Origin of the sequence: Streptomyces sp. NPDC003720 (genome assembly GCF_042875075.1) — a bacterium.
Classification (GTDB): Bacteria; Actinomycetota; Actinomycetes; order Streptomycetales; family Streptomycetaceae; genus Streptomyces.
Genome location: NZ_JBIANZ010000004.1, coordinates 543,989 through 559,946, shown reverse-complemented (window position 1 = coordinate 559,946; position 15,958 = coordinate 543,989). Strand labels below are relative to the sequence as shown.

Below are 15,958 nucleotides of genomic sequence, written 5' to 3'. Positions count from 1 at the left end.
GGTCAGCGGTCGTCCCCCGGGTGCCGCTCCCCCGTGGCGTACGGGTTGTCCTGGCCCTCGGCGAGGACGCCCACGAACGGCTCGCCCTCCCCCGCGAAGGTGTACGCGCCGGCCTCCAGGCGGCCGATGAGCCCCTGGGTCCAGGCGGCGTCGGAGTCGGCCGTGTGCACCCAGAGGTTCATGATCTCGCCGATGTGGCCGAGCTGTCCGGGGCCGCCCTCGGGGAGGTAGTCACCGGTGACGGCGGACCGCCACCGGCCGATGCGCCGGATCCGCTCCCGGAGCAGGTCCAGCGCCTCGGCCCGCTCCAGTTCGACCAGGAAGCCGATGGCGGCGGACTGGACGTCCATCTTCTGGTCGTAGGAGACCAGGGAGTCGCGCAGCAGCCGGAAGAACTCCGCCTCGCCCTGGCCGGTGATCTCGTACTCGGTGCGCGGCGGACCGCCCGCGGTGGACGGCGCGACCTCGTGCGCCCGCAGCAGCCCCTGTTTCGCCATCTGCTTCAGGGCGTGGTAGATCGAGCCCGGCTTGGCGTTGGACCACTCGTGCGCGCCCCAGTACTCCAGGTCGCCGCGGACCTGGTAGCCGTGGGCCCGCCCGTGCTGACGGACCGCGCCCAGCACGAGAAGACGGATCGCTGACATGCCGTCCAGGTTATGGCCGCGGCTCAGCCCCGCTGTTCCAGGGCCACCAGCTCGAAGGCGGTCTTCCCGTCCAGGGACTCCCGGATGATGTCGGCGTGGCCGGCGTGCCGGGCGGTCTCGCGGATCAGGTGCAGGCACAGCCAGCGCAGGGAGACCCGGCCCTCCGGCGGGAACCAGGGGTCGGGCGGCAGCGGGAAGGTGTCGTCGAGGCTGGGCGCGGACCGGATGTACTTCTCCGTGTCGGCGGCGACCCCCTCCCAGTAGGCGAGCTGCCCCGCGACCGTCTCGTCGTCGGTGAGCCGGAAGCACTCGTGCCAGTTCGACTGGTCGCGCTGTACGGCCGGCGGCTCCTGCCGGGCCCGGGCCAGCCAACTCTGCTCGACCTCGGCGACATGCTTGAGCAGACCGCCGAGCGACAGCTCGCTGGCGGTCGGACGGGAGCGGGCCTGCTCCTCCGTCAGTCCCAGCAGCGCCCTGCGGATGCCGCCCCGCTGCTCCTCCAGGAACGCCAGCAGCGCCCCGCGCTCGTCGCCCTGCGTCTCCGCCGCCACGTGTGTGACCATGACCGCCGCCCTTCCATCGGGTCCTCTTGCCTGACACCGACGAAGCTACGGGCCCTTGCGGTCAGTTTCCGTCCGCAAGGGCCCGGCACGCGCGAAATGACGCCGGCGCCTCTAGAAGGGGAAGCCGCTGCGGCCGTGCTGCACCGAGATCCACTTGACGGTGGTGAAGGCCTCGACGGTCGTCTCGCCGTTCAGCCGGCCGAGGCCGGAGTGCTTCTCGCCGCCGAACGGCACCAGCGGCTCGTCGTGCACGGTGCCGTCGTTCACGTGGAACATGCCGGTGTCGATCCGCTTGGCGAACGCGACACCGCGCTCGATGTCGCCCGTGTGTACGGCGCCGCTGAGGCCGTAGGGGGTGTCGTTGACGATGCGGACCGCCTCCTCCTCGCCGTCGAAGGGGACGAGGAAGACGACCGGGCCGAAGATCTCCTGCTGGAGCAGTGCGGAGCCGGCGGGGACGTCGGTGAGCACGCTGGGCTCGACCAGGTTGCCGGTGGTGGTGCCGTGCACGAGGGCGGTGGCGCCCTCGGCGAGCGCCTGGTCCACGGTGCCCGAGACGGCGCTCGCCTGCTGGGAGTTGATCACCGGGCCGATGACGGTCTGCGGGTCGCGCGGATCGCCGACCTTCAGCGTCCGGACCTTGGCGACGAACTTCTCGGTGAACTCCTCGGCGACCGAGCGGTCCACGAGGACCCGGTTCGCCGCCATGCAGACCTGGCCCTGGTGCACGAAGCGGCTGAAGACGGCCGCGTCCACCGCGTAGTCGATGTCGGCGTCGTCCAAAACCACCAGCGCGCTGTTGCCGCCGAGTTCGAGCACCGCGCGCTTGAAGTGGGAGGCGCAGACGGTGGCGACGTGCCGGCCGACCTTGTCGGAGCCGGTGAAGGAGATGACCTTGGGGATCGGGTGCTCGATGAAGGCGTCGCCGATCTCGGCTATGTCGGTGACGACGACGTTGAGCAGGCCGCCCGGCAGCCCCGCCTCCTCGAAGATCTTCGCGACCAGGGTGCCGCCCGCGATCGGGGTGTTCTGGTGCGGCTTGAGCACCACGCCGTTGCCGAGCGCGAGGGCCGGGGCCACGGACTTGATCGACAGCAGGAACGGGAAGTTGAACGGGCTGATCACGCCCACGACGCCCACCGGCACGCGGTAGACGCGGTTCTCCTTGCCGTCGGCCGGGGAGGGGAGAATCCGCCCTTCGGGGCGCAGCGCCAGGTGGACCGCCTCGCGCAGGAACTCCTTGACCAGGTGCAGCTCGAAGCCGGCCTTCACACGAGTGCCGCCCAGCTCCGCGATGATCAGGTCGGCTATCTCCTGCTCGCGGTCCTCGATCAGCCGCAGCGCCCGCTCGAACACCGTGCGGCGGGCGTAGGGGTTCGTCGCGGCCCACTGCTTCTGCGCACGGGCGGCACTGCGGTAGGCCAGATCGACCTCGTCGACCGTCGCCACCGTGATCGAGGCCAGCTTCTCGTCGTCGTACGGGTTGAAGTCGATGACGTCCCAGGAACCGGTGCCCGGGCGCCACTCACCGTCGATGTACTGCTGGGCCAGGTCGCTGAAGTAGGACGGCATGTGATCCCTCAATCGGTAGCAGACACAGGAGCGACGTCACGGTCTGATCACACGTCATCGTACTTGTGTTTTAAGAGAGTTGAAGGAGTCCCCGGAGAAGATCCCGGCTCTCGTCCGGGCCCGGACTGTCCTGCTGGAGCTCCTTGAGCGCCTGCTCGTACTGGGCGACGTCCTCACGCTTGTCCAGGTACAGGGCGCTGGTGAGCTGCTCCAGGTAGACCACGTCGGACAGGTCCGTGTCGGGGAAGCTGAGGATAGTGAAGGCGCCGCTCTCGCCGGAGTGGCCGCCGAAGCCGAACGGCATCACCTGGAGCCGGACGTTGGGGCGCTGGGAGATGTCGATCAGGTGCTGGAGCTGGCCGCGCATCACGTCACGCCCGCCGTACGGACGGCGCAGGGCGGCCTCGTCCAGGACGATGTGGAACTCGGGGGCGTTGTCCGCGAGCAGGTGCTTCTGCCGTTCGAGGCGCAGCGCGACCCGCCGCTCCACGTCGGCGGGGCTCGCGCCCTTCATGCCGCGCCGGACCACCGCGCGGGCGTACTCCTCGGTCTGCAGCAGGCCGTGCACGAACTGCACCTCGTACACCCGGATCAGCGAGGCCGCGCCCTCCAGGCCCACGTAGGTGGGGAACCAGCTCGGCAGCACGTCGGTGTAACTGTGCCACCAGCCGGCCACGTTGGCCTCCCGGGCGAGGGAGAGCAGCGACTCCCGCTCCGCCTCGTCGCTGATGCCGTACAGCGTCAGCAGATCCTCGACGTCCCTGGTCTTGAAGCTCACCCGGCCCAACTCCATCCGGCTGATCTTCGACTCGGACGCGCGGATCGAGTAACCCGCCGCCTCGCGCGTGATCCCCCGTGCTTCACGCAGCCGCCTGAGTTGCGAGCCGAGCAGCATGCGCCGCACCACCGATCCGGGCTCTCCCGCGCTCACGTTCGCCAGCCTCCCCAACCGTCTTCAGGGGCCGCAGTCTGCCACTAAAACACTTCGAGCAGTACTCGTCCGGTTACGGAAACGGAAAGAGGTCAGCCGTTTTCCGCAGGCAGAGGTACGGACCTCTGACAGTCGCATGGTCCAATGTGGCAGAAAAAATGGCCAAGAAGCGGTACGGGCGGGATCATTTCGGTCACGTGCACGTGCATCTGCCCTTGCATCTGCCAGTCGCATCCGAAACCATGGTGCCGCGCCACCGCTGCATCGCTACGACCGCGAATTCCGGGAGTGCCTCGCATGGGGACGAATGGATCGACCATGCTCAAGCCGTTACGGCAGGGCCTTCCGCCGTTGGACCCAGCGGCCGTCTCCGATGCCGCCTCCTGCGCCCTGCCGGCCCGCTTCGAGGCCGTGGGCGAGGCCCGGCGCTTCACCCGCCGCACCCTGGACCAGTGGGACGTGGGCGACCGCTTCGACGACATATGCCTCGTCGTCTCCGAACTCGTCACCAACGCCCTGCGGCACGGCCTGCCCCTCCCGCACCAGCGCCCGTCCGGCGAGGCCCGGCGGTCCGCGGCGTCCGGCCCGGCGGACCCGGCCTGTCCCCCGCCGCCCGCCGTGCGCCTGCATCTGCTGCGCTGGACCGAGCGGCTGGTGTGCGCGGTGCGCGACCCCAGTGACGAGACACCGGCGCCGCGCGATTCGGACGACTTCTCGGCCGAGTCCGGGCGGGGGCTGTTCCTGGTCGACTCGTTCGCCGACGGCTGGGGCTGGCAACCGCTCGCGGGCGCGCTCGGCGGCAAGGTCGTCTGGGCGCTGTTCCGGCTCCGGCCGGCCGACTGACACCGGGCGGGGCCGAGTCACGCCCGGTGTCTACGCGCGTACACCGGGTCGCCGCGGGTCCGTGGGGCGCTGAGACGTTTCAGCCGGCCACGAGGTGATCGAACTCGCCGTCTTTGATGCCGAGGAGCATGGCCTCGATCTCCGCGCGCGTGTAGACGAGTGCGGGCCCGTCCGGGAAGCGCGAGTTGCGCACCGCCACGTCACCGCCGGGCAGGCGCGCGAACTCCACGCAGGAACCCTGCGAGTTGCTGTGCCTGCTCTTCTGCCAGGCCACTCCGTCCAGCTGTGTGGCTGCCATGCCGTTGTACACGTCGAACCCCCCGTACACGCCGTCAACGTCGCGGTTCACAGGTCGCTCCCCGGTGGTGCACTTGGCTGATGTGGCCATGGATGTGTCTTGGTCAACTGTCCCGGATCATAGCTGCGTTCATGTGCGGATGCATGAGCAGATGCACGTGCACGGGGTGTGTCGCCGTGATTACAGCTTTGACGTCCGCTTTACCGAAACCGTTCCAGCGTGCGTCCGAGAGACGGCAGCACATGCCCTCTCCAGCCCCCGTCCATGATCTTCCGCGCCATCAGCTGCGCCGGGTCGTCCGGATCGAATCCCTCGTGCACTAGGAACAGACGCGTGCCGCGCCCTTCCTGTTCCAGCGTCCACGTGATGGTCCAGTCGGCGGGACCGGCGGGGTCCGCGTCGGCCCACCGGAGGGACAGCATCCGCTCGGGGACGAAGGCGAGGACCCGCACCTCGACGACACCGGAGAAGCGGGCGCCCGGGCGCGGGACCGAGGTCATCCGGTACCGGTGGCCGACCTCGAGCCGGAAGTCCTCGGCGCCGGGCATCTGCCAGCGGGCCAGCAGGGCGGGCTCGGTCAGGGCCCGCCAGACCTTGGCGGGCGGATGCGGGAAGAACTGGTCGACGCGGACGGTGGTGAGGTCGTCGGCGTCACCGGGCGGTGCGGTGCTCATGGGTGGTCATCGTCGGGCATGCGGTCGAGCAGTTCGCCGAGGCCCTTCAGCCGGTCGCGCCAGAACCGCTCGTACGGATGGAGCCAGTCCTGCACCTCGGCGAGGGGGGCCGCCTCCAGGCGGTAGATGCGCTGCCGGCCGGAGCGCTGCTCGGAGACCAGGCCGGCGTCCCGGAGCACCTTGAGGTGCTCGGACAGGCTCGGGCGGCGCATGTCGAAGTGCTCGGCCAGGACCTGCACGGCCTGCGGACCGCGCTCGCGCAGCAGCCGCAGCACCTCGCGGCGGGTGGCGTTGGCGAGCGCGGCGAAGACGCGGTCCTCGGCGGCGGTGTCCGTCCCGGTCATGGGGCGGCCGGATTCATGGGGCGGTCCGGTTCATGGAGCGTCAGAAACCTTCCTTCTCCGTCAGCAGCATCAGACCGTTGCCGTCGGGGTCCGTGAAGGAGGCCATGCGCCCCCAGGGGAGTTCGTCCGGCCCCTGCACCGCGGTCCCGGCAGCGGCGAGCCGGGCGCAGTCGGCGTCGACGTCGGTCGTGACCAACATGATCCCCTGCGCGGAGCCGGGCGTGAAACCGCCCATCCCCGGCCCGGAGAGCGTGAGGACGGTCTGCGCCCCCGCGGGGGCCACCTGGAGCCAGCGGCCCTGGGGCAGCCGCCGGTCGGCGGTGACCTCCATGCCGAGGACGTCCCGGTAGAAGCGCAGGGCCCGGTCCTGGTCGGAGACGGGGAGGGTGACGAAGGAGGCGTGCGTGATGGTCATGACCCCAGAATAGGTAGGTGTTTCCCTACGCGTCAACCGTAGGGATTCTCCTACCCGTACCGGGCGGGCGGGAGTGCGGGGATTTCCGCACGGCGTCCGGAAGCGCTCGGCGTAACGGCTGGTAACTTGCTGCGGTCCCTCCGGTTCGGGGCGCCGTCCCGGGCGGGACGACGGCCCCGGGGCGGCCGGTTCGCTACAGCTTGGGAGCTTGACGTGATGACGGCGACTGCAAGGACGCGGACGGCGGCCGCGGCGGCGTTGCTGGTGAGCGCGCTGGCGCTGACCGCGTGCAGCGGGGGCGGCGACGACGAGTCCTCACCGGCCCCGGCGCCGACGGCCGGCTCGGAGTCCGGCAGCGGCCCGACGGGCAAGGTCACGGGCGCTTCCGATGAACTCCAGGGCAGCTGGGTCACCACCGCCAAGGGGACGATCGTGGCCCTGGTGATCACCGGCGAGAAGGCCGCGCTCTTCGCGACGGGCGGATCCACGTGCACCGGTACCGCCGGCACCGAGTCCGGCATGCGGATGATCCACCTGAACTGCGTCGACGGCAGCGAGGACTGGAGCAGCGGCATGGTCGACTCGGTGAGCAAGGACGCCCTGAAGGTGACCTGGTCCGGCAAGCTCGGCGAGGAAACGTACACCAAGGCCGAGGGCGGCAAGCTGCCCTCCGGGATGCCGACCAACCTGAAGCGGTGAATTCCGTGGGGTGCGTGAGCGGGCCCCCGCCGCAGCCGTCATGATGCGAGGAGACCGTCACGACCTCGATGGGACCTGCTCATGCGCGCCATTCCGCTCACCGTCACCGCCCTCGCCGCCGCCCTGCTGCTGACCGCCTGCGACGACGGCGGCGGTGGCAAGAACGGCAAGAGCGGCTCCGCCTGCGAGATCGGCGGGGTCTCGGTGCAGATCGGGTCGGCCAGCGTGGCCCCGGCCGCCGGGGACACCGGCGAGGTGCCCGTCAGCATCACCAACCAGAGCACCCCCTGCACCCTGGACCACTTCGCCGCCGCCGCGCTGAGCACCGGCGGCGGTGAGGTCGCCCTTCCCGTGCAGGAGGGGGCCAAGGCGCAGAAGCTGAAGCTCGCCAAGGGGGACTCGGCGACCTTCACCATCACCTACGTGCGCGGCGGGGCGGGCGGCAAGGCGGGCCTGGCGGCGAAGTCGGTGAAGATCGCCCTGCCCGGCACGAAGACCACGCGCAGCTTCCCGTGGTCCTACGGGCCCGTCGCGACCAAGGGCTCCGGCGGCACCCCGGACGCCTCCGTCAGCGCCTTCCAGCAGGTCGGGGACTGACACCCGGCCGGTGCGGAGCGCGCGGGCCCGACGGGTCAGCCGAGCCGGGGACGGGCTATGACCTGGGCCTCGTCCGCGGCCCGCGCGCCCTCCGTCCAGCCCGCCGCGTCGCTCACCCCGCGCAGCCGGGTCGTGGTGGTCTCGGGGAACATGCGCCCGAGCCGGTCGGTGACGGCCATCTCCCGGGTGGCCAGGACCGGCAGCAGGTCCTGGGTCACCTGGGTTCCGGCCACGGCCGCGAGGCGGTCGCCGACCCGGTGCGCGTAGGCCGCGAGGAAGGACTGCCGGAAGGTCTTGGTGCGCTTGCGGCCGCCGGCGCGCTGCGCGGCCTCGGCCCTGGTCATCGCATGAGTGGCCTGCACCAGCAGCGAGGTGTGCAGGAGTTCGACCGCCTCCAGGTCGGCCTCGAAACCGACGACCGTGGAGAAGCACAGCGCCTCGTTCCACACGGCGCGGCAGTGGTTGGCGGTGGCCACCGCGTCCAGCAGCACCGCCTTGGCCTGCTCGTACGGCGGCTCCACGCCGATGCGGCAGGCGCCGGGCGCGTCCGGCGCGGGGGCCTCGGCGGCGAGCAGCGCCTCGTCGACGCTGTGCCGGGCCATCAGCTCCTGCGCCTTGGCCGAGAGAGCCTCCGCCTCCTCCGGGTAGCCGGTGGCCTCGGCCTTGGCGAGCAGCGCCCGGATACGGGTGAGCGTGCGGGAGGCGCCGGGTCCCCGATCACGGCGGGGCTCCTCCAGGACCTCGAGCGTGGGCAGGCGCAGCAGCAAGCGGTAGAGCTCCAGTACCGCGGTGGCGTGCGAGAAGCGGTCGCCCGCTCGCGCGGCGGAATCCGGGAGTGCCTCGATCTGGGCGGCCCAGCGGCGCCCGCGGGGCCGGTCCTGCCCGGACTGCGCCCGGATCAGGCCCGACACGAGGGCCAGGTGGACCTCGTCCAGCTGGCGCCGCACGAGCCGCACGACGTCGGCGGGCTGCCAGCCGCGCCGCCAGGCGGCCGCCACGCACTCCTCGCCCCGGCGCACGAGTTCGGCGTCCGCCGCGGGGTCGGCGGCGAGCAGGGAGGCACCCGTGTCGAGTCCGGCGTCGGCGTCTTCGTACAGGGCGGCGCGGAAGGCCCGCTCGACGGTGCTGGCAGTGCTGGTCACTCGTCGATCGTGCCATGCACCGCCGACAGCGTGCGCGAATCCGTCCACACCCTGTGGACAACTTGGAGACTCGCCCTCGGGAAGGTGTCAACTATCGGTTGACACCCCTAGGAGCGCAACCTACGGTTGACACATGGCGACCAATCCGAACATCACGGCATCCGTACGCCTCGACGATCTCATCGCGGCGATCAAGAAGGTTCACCCCGAACCCCTCGACCAGCTCCAGGACGCGGTGATCGCCGCCGATCACCTCGGTGACGTGGCCGACCACCTGATCGGTCACTTCGTCGACCAGGCCCGGCGTTCGGGCGCGTCCTGGACCGACATCGGCAAGAGCATGGGCGTCACCCGGCAGGCGGCGCAGAAGCGGTTCGTGCCCAAGGAGTCGGCCGACCTCGACCTCAGCCAGGGCTTCAGCCGCTACACCCCCCGCGCGCGGAACGTGGTCATGTCCGCGCACAACGAGGCGGTGGCCGCCCACCACTCCGAGGGCCGCCCCGAGCACCTGGTCCTCGGCCTGCTGGCCGAACCGGAGGGCGTGGCCGCGAAGGCGATCACCGCCCAGGGCGTCCCGCTGGACACGGTGCGCCAGGCCGCGGCCGCGGCGCTGCCGCCGGCCGCCGAGAACGCCCCCGACCTCGTGCCCTACGGCCCCGAGGCCAAGAAGGTCCTGGAGCTCACCTTCCGCGAGGCCCTCAGGCTCGGCCACAACTACATCGGCACCGAGCACCTTCTGCTGGCCCTGCTGGAACACGAGAACGGCACGGGCGTCCTCAGCGGCCTCGGCGTCGCCAAGGCGGCGACCGAGGAGTTCGTCGGCCGGGTGCTGGCCACGCTGCTGGAGCACAAGAAGGCGGCGGCGGACGCGGAGGAGGCGGCGACGGACTGATCCCGGGCAGCACGCGGCTCCGTCGCACGCCCTGCCCTCGCCCCCCGCCCCTCGCCCCTCACGCTCACGCCTCACGCCTCACGCCTCACGCCTCACGCCTCACGCCTCACGCCTCACGCCGCTCGTGGCCCCTGCTCCTGAAACCGCACGAACCGGCAGGTCAAGGCCATTGTCAGTGCCCCCTGACAGACTCCTTCCATGTCCGGCCGGTGGGCTCTCGCGGCGGCCGAGGACGGTGGCGTGGACGTCGCCCCCCTCGGCCCCGACGGGCTGCCCGCCGGGCCGGTGCGGCGGGAGAGCGATCTCGCCGGGGCGGTGCGGAGCCGTCCGGAGGTGACGCGCTGGGTGTGGCGGTCGACCGCCGACGTCTACCCGCGTCTGCTCGCCACGGGGGTGCGAGTGGAGCGGTGCTACGACATCGAGGACGCCGAGACGCTCCTGCTGGGCCACGAGGGCAGATACGGCGAGCCGCGCTCGGCCGCCGCCGCCCTGGCCCGCCTCCGCGGCGGCCCCGTACCGCCCGACCCGCCGCAGCGGCAGGCCGAACCGGGGGCCCAGTCCCCGCTGTTCGAGCCGGCCGGCAACCGCCTGCCCCTCACCGACCTCCTCGCCGTCTACGCCGAGCAGCAGCGGCGGCACGAGCGGACCGCCCACCCCGACCGCATGCGGCTGCTGACCGCCGCCGAGTCGGCGGGGATGCTGGTGGCCGCCGAGATGAACCGCTCCGGTCTGCCCTGGAGCGCCGAGGTCCATCGCGACATGCTGCGCGACCTGCTCGGCGAGCGGTACGCGGGCGGCGGCGAGCCGAGGCGCCTGGCCGAACTGGCGGACGAGGTGTCGGCCGCCTTCGGCCGCCGCGTGCGGCCCGACCTGCCCGCCGACGTGGTCAAGGCCTTCGCCGGGGCCGGCATCAAGGTCCGCTCCACCCGCCGCCGGGAGATCGCCTCCGTCGACCACCCGGCGGTGAAGCCGCTGCTGGAGTACAAGAAGCTGTACCGCATCTGGGTGGCGCACGGCTGGTCCTGGCTGCAGGACTGGGTGCGCGACGGCCGCTTCCGGCCCGAGTTCCTGGCCGGCGGCACGGTCACCGGGCGCTGGGTGACCAACGGCGGGGGCGCGCTGCAGATCCCGAAGGTGATCCGGCGGGCCGTGGTCGCCGATCCCGGCTGGCGGCTCGTGGTGGCCGACGCCGACCAGATGGAGCCGCGCGTCCTCGCCGCCATCTCCCGCGATCCGGGCCTGATGGAGGTGGCCGGACGCGAGGACGACCTGTACCAGGCCGTCTCGGACCGCGCCTTCTCCGGCGACCGGAACCAGGCCAAGATCGCCGTGCTCGGCGCGGTCTACGGCCAGACGTCCGGTGACGGCCTGAAGAACCTCGCCGCCCTCAGACGCCGTTTCCCCAGGGCCGTCGCCTACGTCGACGAGGCCGCCCGGGCCGGTGAGGAGGGCCGGCTCGTCCGCACCTGGCTGGGCCGCACCTGCCCGCCCGTGGCCGGCCCGGGCGAGGACGCGGCCGAGGAGGCGGGCATCCCGGTCGGCGACGACGACACCGGGGACCGGGCGGCCGGCCCGGGCTGGGGTCCGGGGCACGCCTCCGGCGACTCCCGTGCGCGCGGCCGCTTCGCCCGGAACTTCGTCGTGCAGGGCAGCGCCGCCGACTGGGCGCTGCTGCTGCTCGCCGGGCTGCGCCGGGCCTGCGCGGACCTGGCGGCCGAGCTGGTCTTCTTCCAGCACGACGAGGTGATCGTGCACTGTCCCGCCGACGAGGCCGGCGCGGTCGTCGAGGCGATCCAGGAGGCCTCGCGCCTCGCGGGACGGCTCACCTTCGGCGAGACACCGGTGCGCTTCCCGTTCACGACCGCGGTCGTGGAGTGCTACGCCGACGCCAAGTGAGGGCCGGTCAGCACACCGGGGTGGCGGCCACCAGCTCGCGCAGCTCCTCCAGGACCGTCTGCTCGTCGGTGCCGTCCAGCGCCGCGAGGGCCGCGTGCCAGACCTCGCGCGCCTGCGCCGGCCGTCCCTGCTCGCGCAGCAGCAGCCCGTGCTGGTGGCGGGCCAGACCGCCCATGTAGCGGTCGGCGCGGGCGTCGGCCCGGCGCAGCAGCTCAGCGCACTCCCGGGCGGCCCGCCCGGTCTCCCCGAGCCGCCGCAGCGCGCGGACCAGACCGAGCCGGGTCTGCGACTCGCCGGGCCAGTCCCCGTGTCCGCCGAGGATGCGCAGGCTCTCCTCGAAGTGCCGTGCGGCCGCCGCCGGTTCGCCGAGGGCGAGGTGGGCGTACCCGATGTTGCAGTGGGCCGAGTGCCGCACGATGACCGCGCCGATCGCGTCCCCGATCGCCAGCGAGCGCCGGTGCCGTTCGATCGCCGCGCGCGGGTCGGTGTGCTCGTACAGGTTGCCGAGGTGGCTGTGGGTGATGGCCTCTCCGTAGGGGTCGTCGAGCCGGCGGGAGTACGCGAGGCTCTGCCGCAGCGCGTCCTCGGACTCCGCGAACCGGCCGAGCCCTTCCAGCAGCAGCCCGCGGTTGTTCAGGCTGCGCCGGATCCAGGAGACCGGGCCGATCCGGCGCCAGATCGCGAGGGCCTCGTCGGTGAGGGCGAGGGCGTCGTTCTGCCGGCCGGTCAGGAAGTGCAGCCCGGCGAGGTCGCCCAGCGCGTACGCCTCCGCCGGCGCGTCCCCGAGGCCGCGCGCCGCGTCGAGCGCGGCCCGCCCCAGCACCTCCATCTCGGCGACCCGGCCGCGCCGCAGCACATAGGGGAAGAACAGCCGGACCAGCGCGCAGAGGCCTGCGGCCCGGCGGACGTCGGCCGTGCCGGCGTTGCGCTCCACCAGCGCGACGACGTTCTCCAGTTCCATGTCGCCCCAGGCGAAGGCCTGGTCGGCGGACTCGAAGGCCGGCAGGGCCGCCACGTCCGCCGCGTGGCCCGGCGGCTGCGTCGGGGTGGGCCGGCGGCGGTCGTCCTGGTCGAGGCCGGGCTCCACGACGGCGGTCAGCACACGCTCGGCGGCCGCCGCGTACCAGTTCAGAGCGGTGAGGTCGGGCTCGGCGCCGGCGGCCGGCCCGCCACTCGCACCGGCCAGTTCGCGGGCGAAATCGCGGACCAGGTCGTGCGGGGCGTAGCGGCCGTACTCCGTCTCCTCCAGCAGGGCCACGTCGACCAGCCGGTCCAGGGCGGCCTCGGCGCGGCGCCCGTCGGTGCCGGTGAGGCGGGCGACGAGCAGGGCGCCGTAGGTCGGCAGGTCGAGTTCCCCGATGCGGCGCAGCACGAGGGCCGCGTCCCGGTCGGCCTCGCGGTCGGCGGCGGCGAGCGCGTCGTGGGCGACGGCGAGGGACCGGCGGACGCTCAGGTCGTCGTACTCCAGGTGGGACAGCCTGCTGCCCGAGGCGGCGAGCTGACCGGCCAGTACATCCGGGGTGAGGGCACCGCGGGCGGCCAGCCGGGCGGCGACCACCCGCAGCGCGAGCGGCAGCCTCCCGGTCAGCTCGATCAGGGGGTGCCCCGCGTCGAGTTCCGCGCGCCCGCTCACGGCCCGCAGCAGCGCGGCGCTGTCCTCGCCGGTCAGCGGGCCGAGCGGGAAGCGCCGGGCGCCGTCGAGGGCGGTCAGCGGCGACCGGCTGGTGACGATCACCGCGCAGCCGGGCCCGGCCGGCAGCAAGGGCCGCACCTGGGCGGCGCTCGCCGCGTCGTCCAGCATCAGCAGCACGCGGGCGGGGGCGAGCAGGGAGCGGAACAACGCGGCCGCGGCGTCCGGCTGTTCGGGGATGTTCCGCGACTCGGCACCGAGGTCGCGCAGCAGGGCGGCGAGCGCCTGGGCCGGGGTGAGCGGGGTCATGCCGGGCGTGGCGCCGTGCAGGTTGACGTGGAGCTGACCGTCGGGGAAACGATCCCGCAGCTCGTGGGCCACGTGCAGCGCGAGCGCGCTCTTGCCGACGCCGGCCATGCCGCTGATCACGGCCAGTCTGCTGCCCCGCGCGGCAAGCGCCCGCCGCAGGCCGTGGCGCTCGGCCAGCCGGCCGGTGAAGTGGGGCGGCGAGGGCGGGAGCTGCGCCGGGACGGGGCGCTGGGCCGAGGGGTACCCCGGATCCCCGGACGGAGACAGGACCGCACCGCCACCCTCGGCGTCCGGCACGTCGGAGCTGCCGGTGTCGCCCTGACCGACGCGCACCCCCTGCGGGGCAGAGGCACCGAGGGCGAGTACCGGTGTGCCGCGGAGGGCACGGACAGCCGCCTCCTCTCCGGACGGGACGCGAGCGTCACGGCCGCCCGGCCCGCCGTCGACCGGGACGCAGGCGCGCCCGTTCGGAGAGGAGCCTTCCGGTTGGCCCCTCTCACCCCACGTCGGCGCCGGAACCTCCCGAAGGACCTCGATATGGGCCTCGCGGACCGCCGGGCCGGGTTCGACACCGAGTTCCTCGATCAGGCGGGCGCGCAGGTCGCGGTGGACGGCGAGGGCCTCGGCCTGCCGGCCGGTGCGGTGCAGGGCGAGCATGAGCCGGCGGTGGTAGGCCTCGCGCAGCGGATACTCGGCGACGAGGGCCGTCAGCTCCGGCACGATGTCGGCCAACCGCGCGCCGCCGAGGGCGAGTTCGGCGTCGTAGCGCCACTCCAGCAGCAGCAGCCGGGCCTCCTCCAGACGCTGCACGAGGGCGTGGCCGCCGAGGTCGGCGGAGAGCCCGCCGAGCGGAGTCCCGCGCCAGAGCGCGAGCGCGGAGGCGGCGGCGCGCAGGACGTCCGGCCAGTCCCCTCGGGCGTGGGCGGCACGCGCCGCGGTGACGCCTGCGTCGAAGACGTGTACGTCCAGCTCGCCCTGGTCGACGCGCAGCAGGTATCCGGGAGCCACGCTTCTGAGCCGCCCGGGATCGTCAAGGAGCCGGCGCAGCCGGGTGACGTGGTTGTGCAGCGAGGCCCGCGCGGAGACGGGGGGCGCCCCGCCCCACAGGGCGTCCTTCAGCGACTCGGTCGAGACCACCCGGCCGGGCTCCAGCAGCAGCGCGGCGAGCAGGGCGCGCATCTTGGGGCTGCCGATGGCACGGGGCCGGGTGTCGGATCCGCCGTCCGGGGCAGTGTCGAGGGAGCCGGGACCACCGTGCGGTTCGCCGTGCGGGCCGGCGGAGGGCTCGTACGAAATCCCGTACGGCTGTCGGTCGTACAGGGCGGGTGGCCCCAGCAGTCCGAACCGCAGCTCGTACCGCCGCTCCACGCTGCCCACTGCCTTCCCCCGGTCCTGCTTCCGGCCGGCCTGTCGGCGGCTTGCGGACGAACCGTTGGCCATATGTTAGCGATCCGTTGGCGAGCCCTGATCTGATCACTCCATCGGATCCGGCCCGACGGCGCGCGCGTCGCACGCGTAACTCGGGGGAGTGTCGCCGCAGGCCTGGTCCGGGGACGCAGAAGGACCCCGGTCGGCAGAGGTGAACGACCGGGGTCCCGTCCCGTCCTCTGCCGCGGTCACACAGACAACTCGACTCCCCGTCTATCAATCAACGGCAAAGATTCCGATTCGATCTGGTTTCGGATTTGGACGTAGAGGTTGATCGAGGGTTATTCATACGTACGCGGTAAACCGGCGGAAAAGGGCGTCCACACAAAGCGCCCCGAGGCTGGAAAGCGATGGGATCACGCCATCAGTTGGCTGCTGCACGCATCCATAGGTCGCCCATAGCGTCCGGTCGTCCTGCTCCCTGCCTGCAACAGCCCGTCACCCGCGACTTCAAACATTGCCGTGTCACTCGGGCCTTTTGAGCCAAACACGTGGGGCGTCGATGACATTCGTCACCCGATCAACAAGGATCTACAGGGTCGCAAGCTGAGCTCGATCACGGGTGGTCAGCCAATGAACGTAAACGGTTCGGCTCGCGGCGTTCGATCACCCGAGGCCGGCTCTCATGCGACTCGCTTTCCGCCGTTGCTGCCTGTCCCCCGGTGCACGGGGGAAGAGGAGGACAAATGTCACAGCAAGTAGTCGAGTACTCCGCCGAGCAGATCTCGGACGCCAACAAGGCGGCCCTCACGATGGAGGCGCTCATCGGGCGCCTCAGCCACGACGAGGACTTCGCGGCGAAACTGGCCAACAACCCCCGCGAAACCCTCGAAGCGTCGAACATGCTGATGGAGAAGGAGGCCGTCCAGGTCCTCATGGCGATCGAGCCGGAGCGTTTCGACAAGCTCTGCGAGGCGCTTTTCGACCTCGTCGACTCCGACTTCCTGCACGCGATGTCGTCGCCCTCCTGCGCCTGATCCGAGCCACGACGCGCAGGAGGCAGCACGTCGCATAGCGGCGTCCACTCTCCTGCGCGCCGGGTCAGCAATCCACGGACAGAGGGGACAGGTCGCCTTTCCCG

16 protein-coding genes are annotated in these 15,958 nt (G+C 72.2%); 6 read left to right on the top strand and 10 right to left on the bottom strand.

From position 1 onward, the window contains the following. Nucleotides 1-2: 2 nt before the first annotated feature. The 4 genes from ACFYU0_RS14295 to ACFYU0_RS14280 all read right to left on the bottom strand — a co-directional run bounded on the left by ACFYU0_RS14295 (nt 3) and on the right by ACFYU0_RS14280 (nt 3,674). Nucleotides 3-644: a PadR family transcriptional regulator gene (locus ACFYU0_RS14295; RefSeq protein WP_351667323.1), complete on the bottom strand. Its 642-nt coding sequence runs from the start codon at nt 642-644 to the stop codon at nt 3-5. 23 nt (nt 645-667) lie between these two features. Continuing rightward, nucleotides 668-1,207 carry a DinB family protein gene (locus ACFYU0_RS14290; RefSeq protein WP_351667324.1) on the bottom strand — a complete coding sequence of 180 codons (540 nt, stop codon included), beginning with the start codon at nt 1,205-1,207 and terminating at the stop codon, nt 668-670. Between the two features lie 111 nt (nt 1,208-1,318). Beyond that, nucleotides 1,319-2,779, bottom strand: a complete 1,461-nt coding sequence (locus ACFYU0_RS14285; protein ID WP_351667325.1) for an aldehyde dehydrogenase family protein — start codon at nt 2,777-2,779, stop codon at nt 1,319-1,321. A 70-nt stretch (nt 2,780-2,849) separates the two neighbouring features. After that, nucleotides 2,850-3,674 (bottom strand): helix-turn-helix transcriptional regulator, encoded by an 825-nt coding sequence (locus ACFYU0_RS14280; protein WP_351667491.1) that lies wholly within the window; start codon nt 3,672-3,674, stop codon nt 2,850-2,852. 333 nt (nt 3,675-4,007) lie between these two features. On the opposite strand from ACFYU0_RS14280, the gene ACFYU0_RS14275 reads away from it, so the two are divergent. Next, complete coding sequence (locus ACFYU0_RS14275; protein ID WP_351667326.1) at nt 4,008-4,553, top strand: ATP-binding protein; 546 nt, start codon at nt 4,008-4,010, stop codon at nt 4,551-4,553. A 79-nt stretch (nt 4,554-4,632) separates the two neighbouring features. Here ACFYU0_RS14275 and ACFYU0_RS14270 read toward each other — a convergent pair whose 3' ends face one another. The 4 genes from ACFYU0_RS14270 to ACFYU0_RS14255 form a co-directional block, all read right to left on the bottom strand. After that, nucleotides 4,633-4,851: a DUF397 domain-containing protein gene (locus ACFYU0_RS14270; RefSeq protein WP_351667492.1), complete on the bottom strand. Its 219-nt coding sequence runs from the start codon at nt 4,849-4,851 to the stop codon at nt 4,633-4,635. A gap of 200 nt (nt 4,852-5,051) precedes the next feature. Continuing rightward, nucleotides 5,052-5,525, bottom strand: coding sequence for an SRPBCC domain-containing protein (locus ACFYU0_RS14265; RefSeq protein WP_351667327.1), 474 nt, complete (start codon nt 5,523-5,525; stop codon nt 5,052-5,054). Continuing rightward, a complete protein-coding gene (locus ACFYU0_RS14260; RefSeq protein WP_389300795.1) occupies nt 5,522-5,869 on the bottom strand; it encodes an ArsR/SmtB family transcription factor in 348 nt (115 codons plus the stop codon). The genes ACFYU0_RS14265 and ACFYU0_RS14260 overlap by 4 nt, the downstream gene beginning before the upstream one ends. A gap of 40 nt (nt 5,870-5,909) precedes the next feature. Continuing rightward, nucleotides 5,910-6,284 (bottom strand): VOC family protein, encoded by a 375-nt coding sequence (locus ACFYU0_RS14255; protein ID WP_389300792.1) that lies wholly within the window; start codon nt 6,282-6,284, stop codon nt 5,910-5,912. 216 nt (nt 6,285-6,500) lie between these two features. On the opposite strand from ACFYU0_RS14255, the gene ACFYU0_RS14250 reads away from it, so the two are divergent. Then, entirely contained in the window at nt 6,501-6,983 is a 483-nt protein-coding gene (locus tag ACFYU0_RS14250; RefSeq protein ID WP_389300790.1) for a hypothetical protein, read from the top strand. Nucleotides 6,984-7,064: 81 nt separating this feature from the next. Then, entirely contained in the window at nt 7,065-7,580 is a 516-nt protein-coding gene (locus ACFYU0_RS14245; protein ID WP_389300788.1) for a DUF4232 domain-containing protein, read from the top strand. A gap of 35 nt (nt 7,581-7,615) precedes the next feature. Here the strand turns inward: ACFYU0_RS14245 and ACFYU0_RS14240 are convergent, their stop codons facing one another. Next, nucleotides 7,616-8,722, bottom strand: a complete 1,107-nt coding sequence (locus ACFYU0_RS14240) for a DUF2786 domain-containing protein (protein WP_389300786.1) — start codon at nt 8,720-8,722, stop codon at nt 7,616-7,618. Between the two features lie 133 nt (nt 8,723-8,855). Here ACFYU0_RS14240 and ACFYU0_RS14235 point away from each other — a divergent pair, with 133 nt between their 5' ends. Both ACFYU0_RS14235 and ACFYU0_RS14230 read left to right on the top strand, forming a co-directional pair. Then, the gene (locus tag ACFYU0_RS14235; RefSeq protein WP_351667333.1) at nt 8,856-9,614 is read left to right on the top strand and encodes a Clp protease N-terminal domain-containing protein; all 759 of its coding nucleotides are present in this window, start codon (nt 8,856-8,858) and stop codon (nt 9,612-9,614) included. A gap of 198 nt (nt 9,615-9,812) precedes the next feature. Next, the gene (locus ACFYU0_RS14230; RefSeq protein WP_389300784.1) at nt 9,813-11,510 is read left to right on the top strand and encodes a bifunctional 3'-5' exonuclease/DNA polymerase; all 1,698 of its coding nucleotides are present in this window, start codon (nt 9,813-9,815) and stop codon (nt 11,508-11,510) included. 7 nt (nt 11,511-11,517) lie between these two features. On the opposite strand, the gene ACFYU0_RS14225 is transcribed toward ACFYU0_RS14230, so the two are convergent. Next, on the bottom strand, nt 11,518-14,826 hold the full coding sequence (locus ACFYU0_RS14225; protein ID WP_389300781.1) for a BTAD domain-containing putative transcriptional regulator: 3,309 nt from the start codon (nt 14,824-14,826) through the stop codon (nt 11,518-11,520). A 737-nt stretch (nt 14,827-15,563) separates the two neighbouring features. Between ACFYU0_RS14225 and ACFYU0_RS14220 the strand changes: the two genes are divergently transcribed. Next, a complete protein-coding gene (locus ACFYU0_RS14220; RefSeq protein WP_351667336.1) occupies nt 15,564-15,854 on the top strand; it encodes a hypothetical protein in 291 nt (96 codons plus the stop codon). The last annotated feature ends 104 nt before the right edge of the window (nt 15,855-15,958 follow it).

What these genes read in the sequence shown, in the direction of transcription:
- ACFYU0_RS14295 (WP_351667323.1), bottom strand. Translation starts at nt 644, where the DNA reads ATGTCAGCGATCCGTCTTCTCGTGCTGGGCGCGGTCCGTCAGCACGGG.
- ACFYU0_RS14290 (WP_351667324.1), bottom strand. Translation starts at nt 1,207, where the DNA reads ATGGTCACACACGTGGCGGCGGAGACGCAGGGCGACGAGCGCGGGGCG.
- ACFYU0_RS14285 (WP_351667325.1), bottom strand. Translation starts at nt 2,779, where the DNA reads ATGCCGTCCTACTTCAGCGACCTGGCCCAGCAGTACATCGACGGTGAG.
- ACFYU0_RS14280 (WP_351667491.1), bottom strand. Translation starts at nt 3,674, where the DNA reads ATGCTGCTCGGCTCGCAACTCAGGCGGCTGCGTGAAGCACGGGGGATC.
- ACFYU0_RS14275 (WP_351667326.1), top strand. Translation starts at nt 4,008, where the DNA reads ATGGGGACGAATGGATCGACCATGCTCAAGCCGTTACGGCAGGGCCTT.
- ACFYU0_RS14270 (WP_351667492.1), bottom strand. Translation starts at nt 4,851, where the DNA reads ATGGCAGCCACACAGCTGGACGGAGTGGCCTGGCAGAAGAGCAGGCAC.
- ACFYU0_RS14265 (WP_351667327.1), bottom strand. Translation starts at nt 5,525, where the DNA reads ATGAGCACCGCACCGCCCGGTGACGCCGACGACCTCACCACCGTCCGC.
- ACFYU0_RS14260 (WP_389300795.1), bottom strand. Translation starts at nt 5,869, where the DNA reads ATGACCGGGACGGACACCGCCGCCGAGGACCGCGTCTTCGCCGCGCTC.
- ACFYU0_RS14255 (WP_389300792.1), bottom strand. Translation starts at nt 6,284, where the DNA reads ATGACCATCACGCACGCCTCCTTCGTCACCCTCCCCGTCTCCGACCAG.
- ACFYU0_RS14250 (WP_389300790.1), top strand. Translation starts at nt 6,501, where the DNA reads ATGACGGCGACTGCAAGGACGCGGACGGCGGCCGCGGCGGCGTTGCTG.
- ACFYU0_RS14245 (WP_389300788.1), top strand. Translation starts at nt 7,065, where the DNA reads ATGCGCGCCATTCCGCTCACCGTCACCGCCCTCGCCGCCGCCCTGCTG.
- ACFYU0_RS14235 (WP_351667333.1), top strand. Translation starts at nt 8,856, where the DNA reads ATGGCGACCAATCCGAACATCACGGCATCCGTACGCCTCGACGATCTC.
- ACFYU0_RS14230 (WP_389300784.1), top strand. Translation starts at nt 9,813, where the DNA reads ATGTCCGGCCGGTGGGCTCTCGCGGCGGCCGAGGACGGTGGCGTGGAC.
- ACFYU0_RS14220 (WP_351667336.1), top strand. Translation starts at nt 15,564, where the DNA reads ATGTCACAGCAAGTAGTCGAGTACTCCGCCGAGCAGATCTCGGACGCC.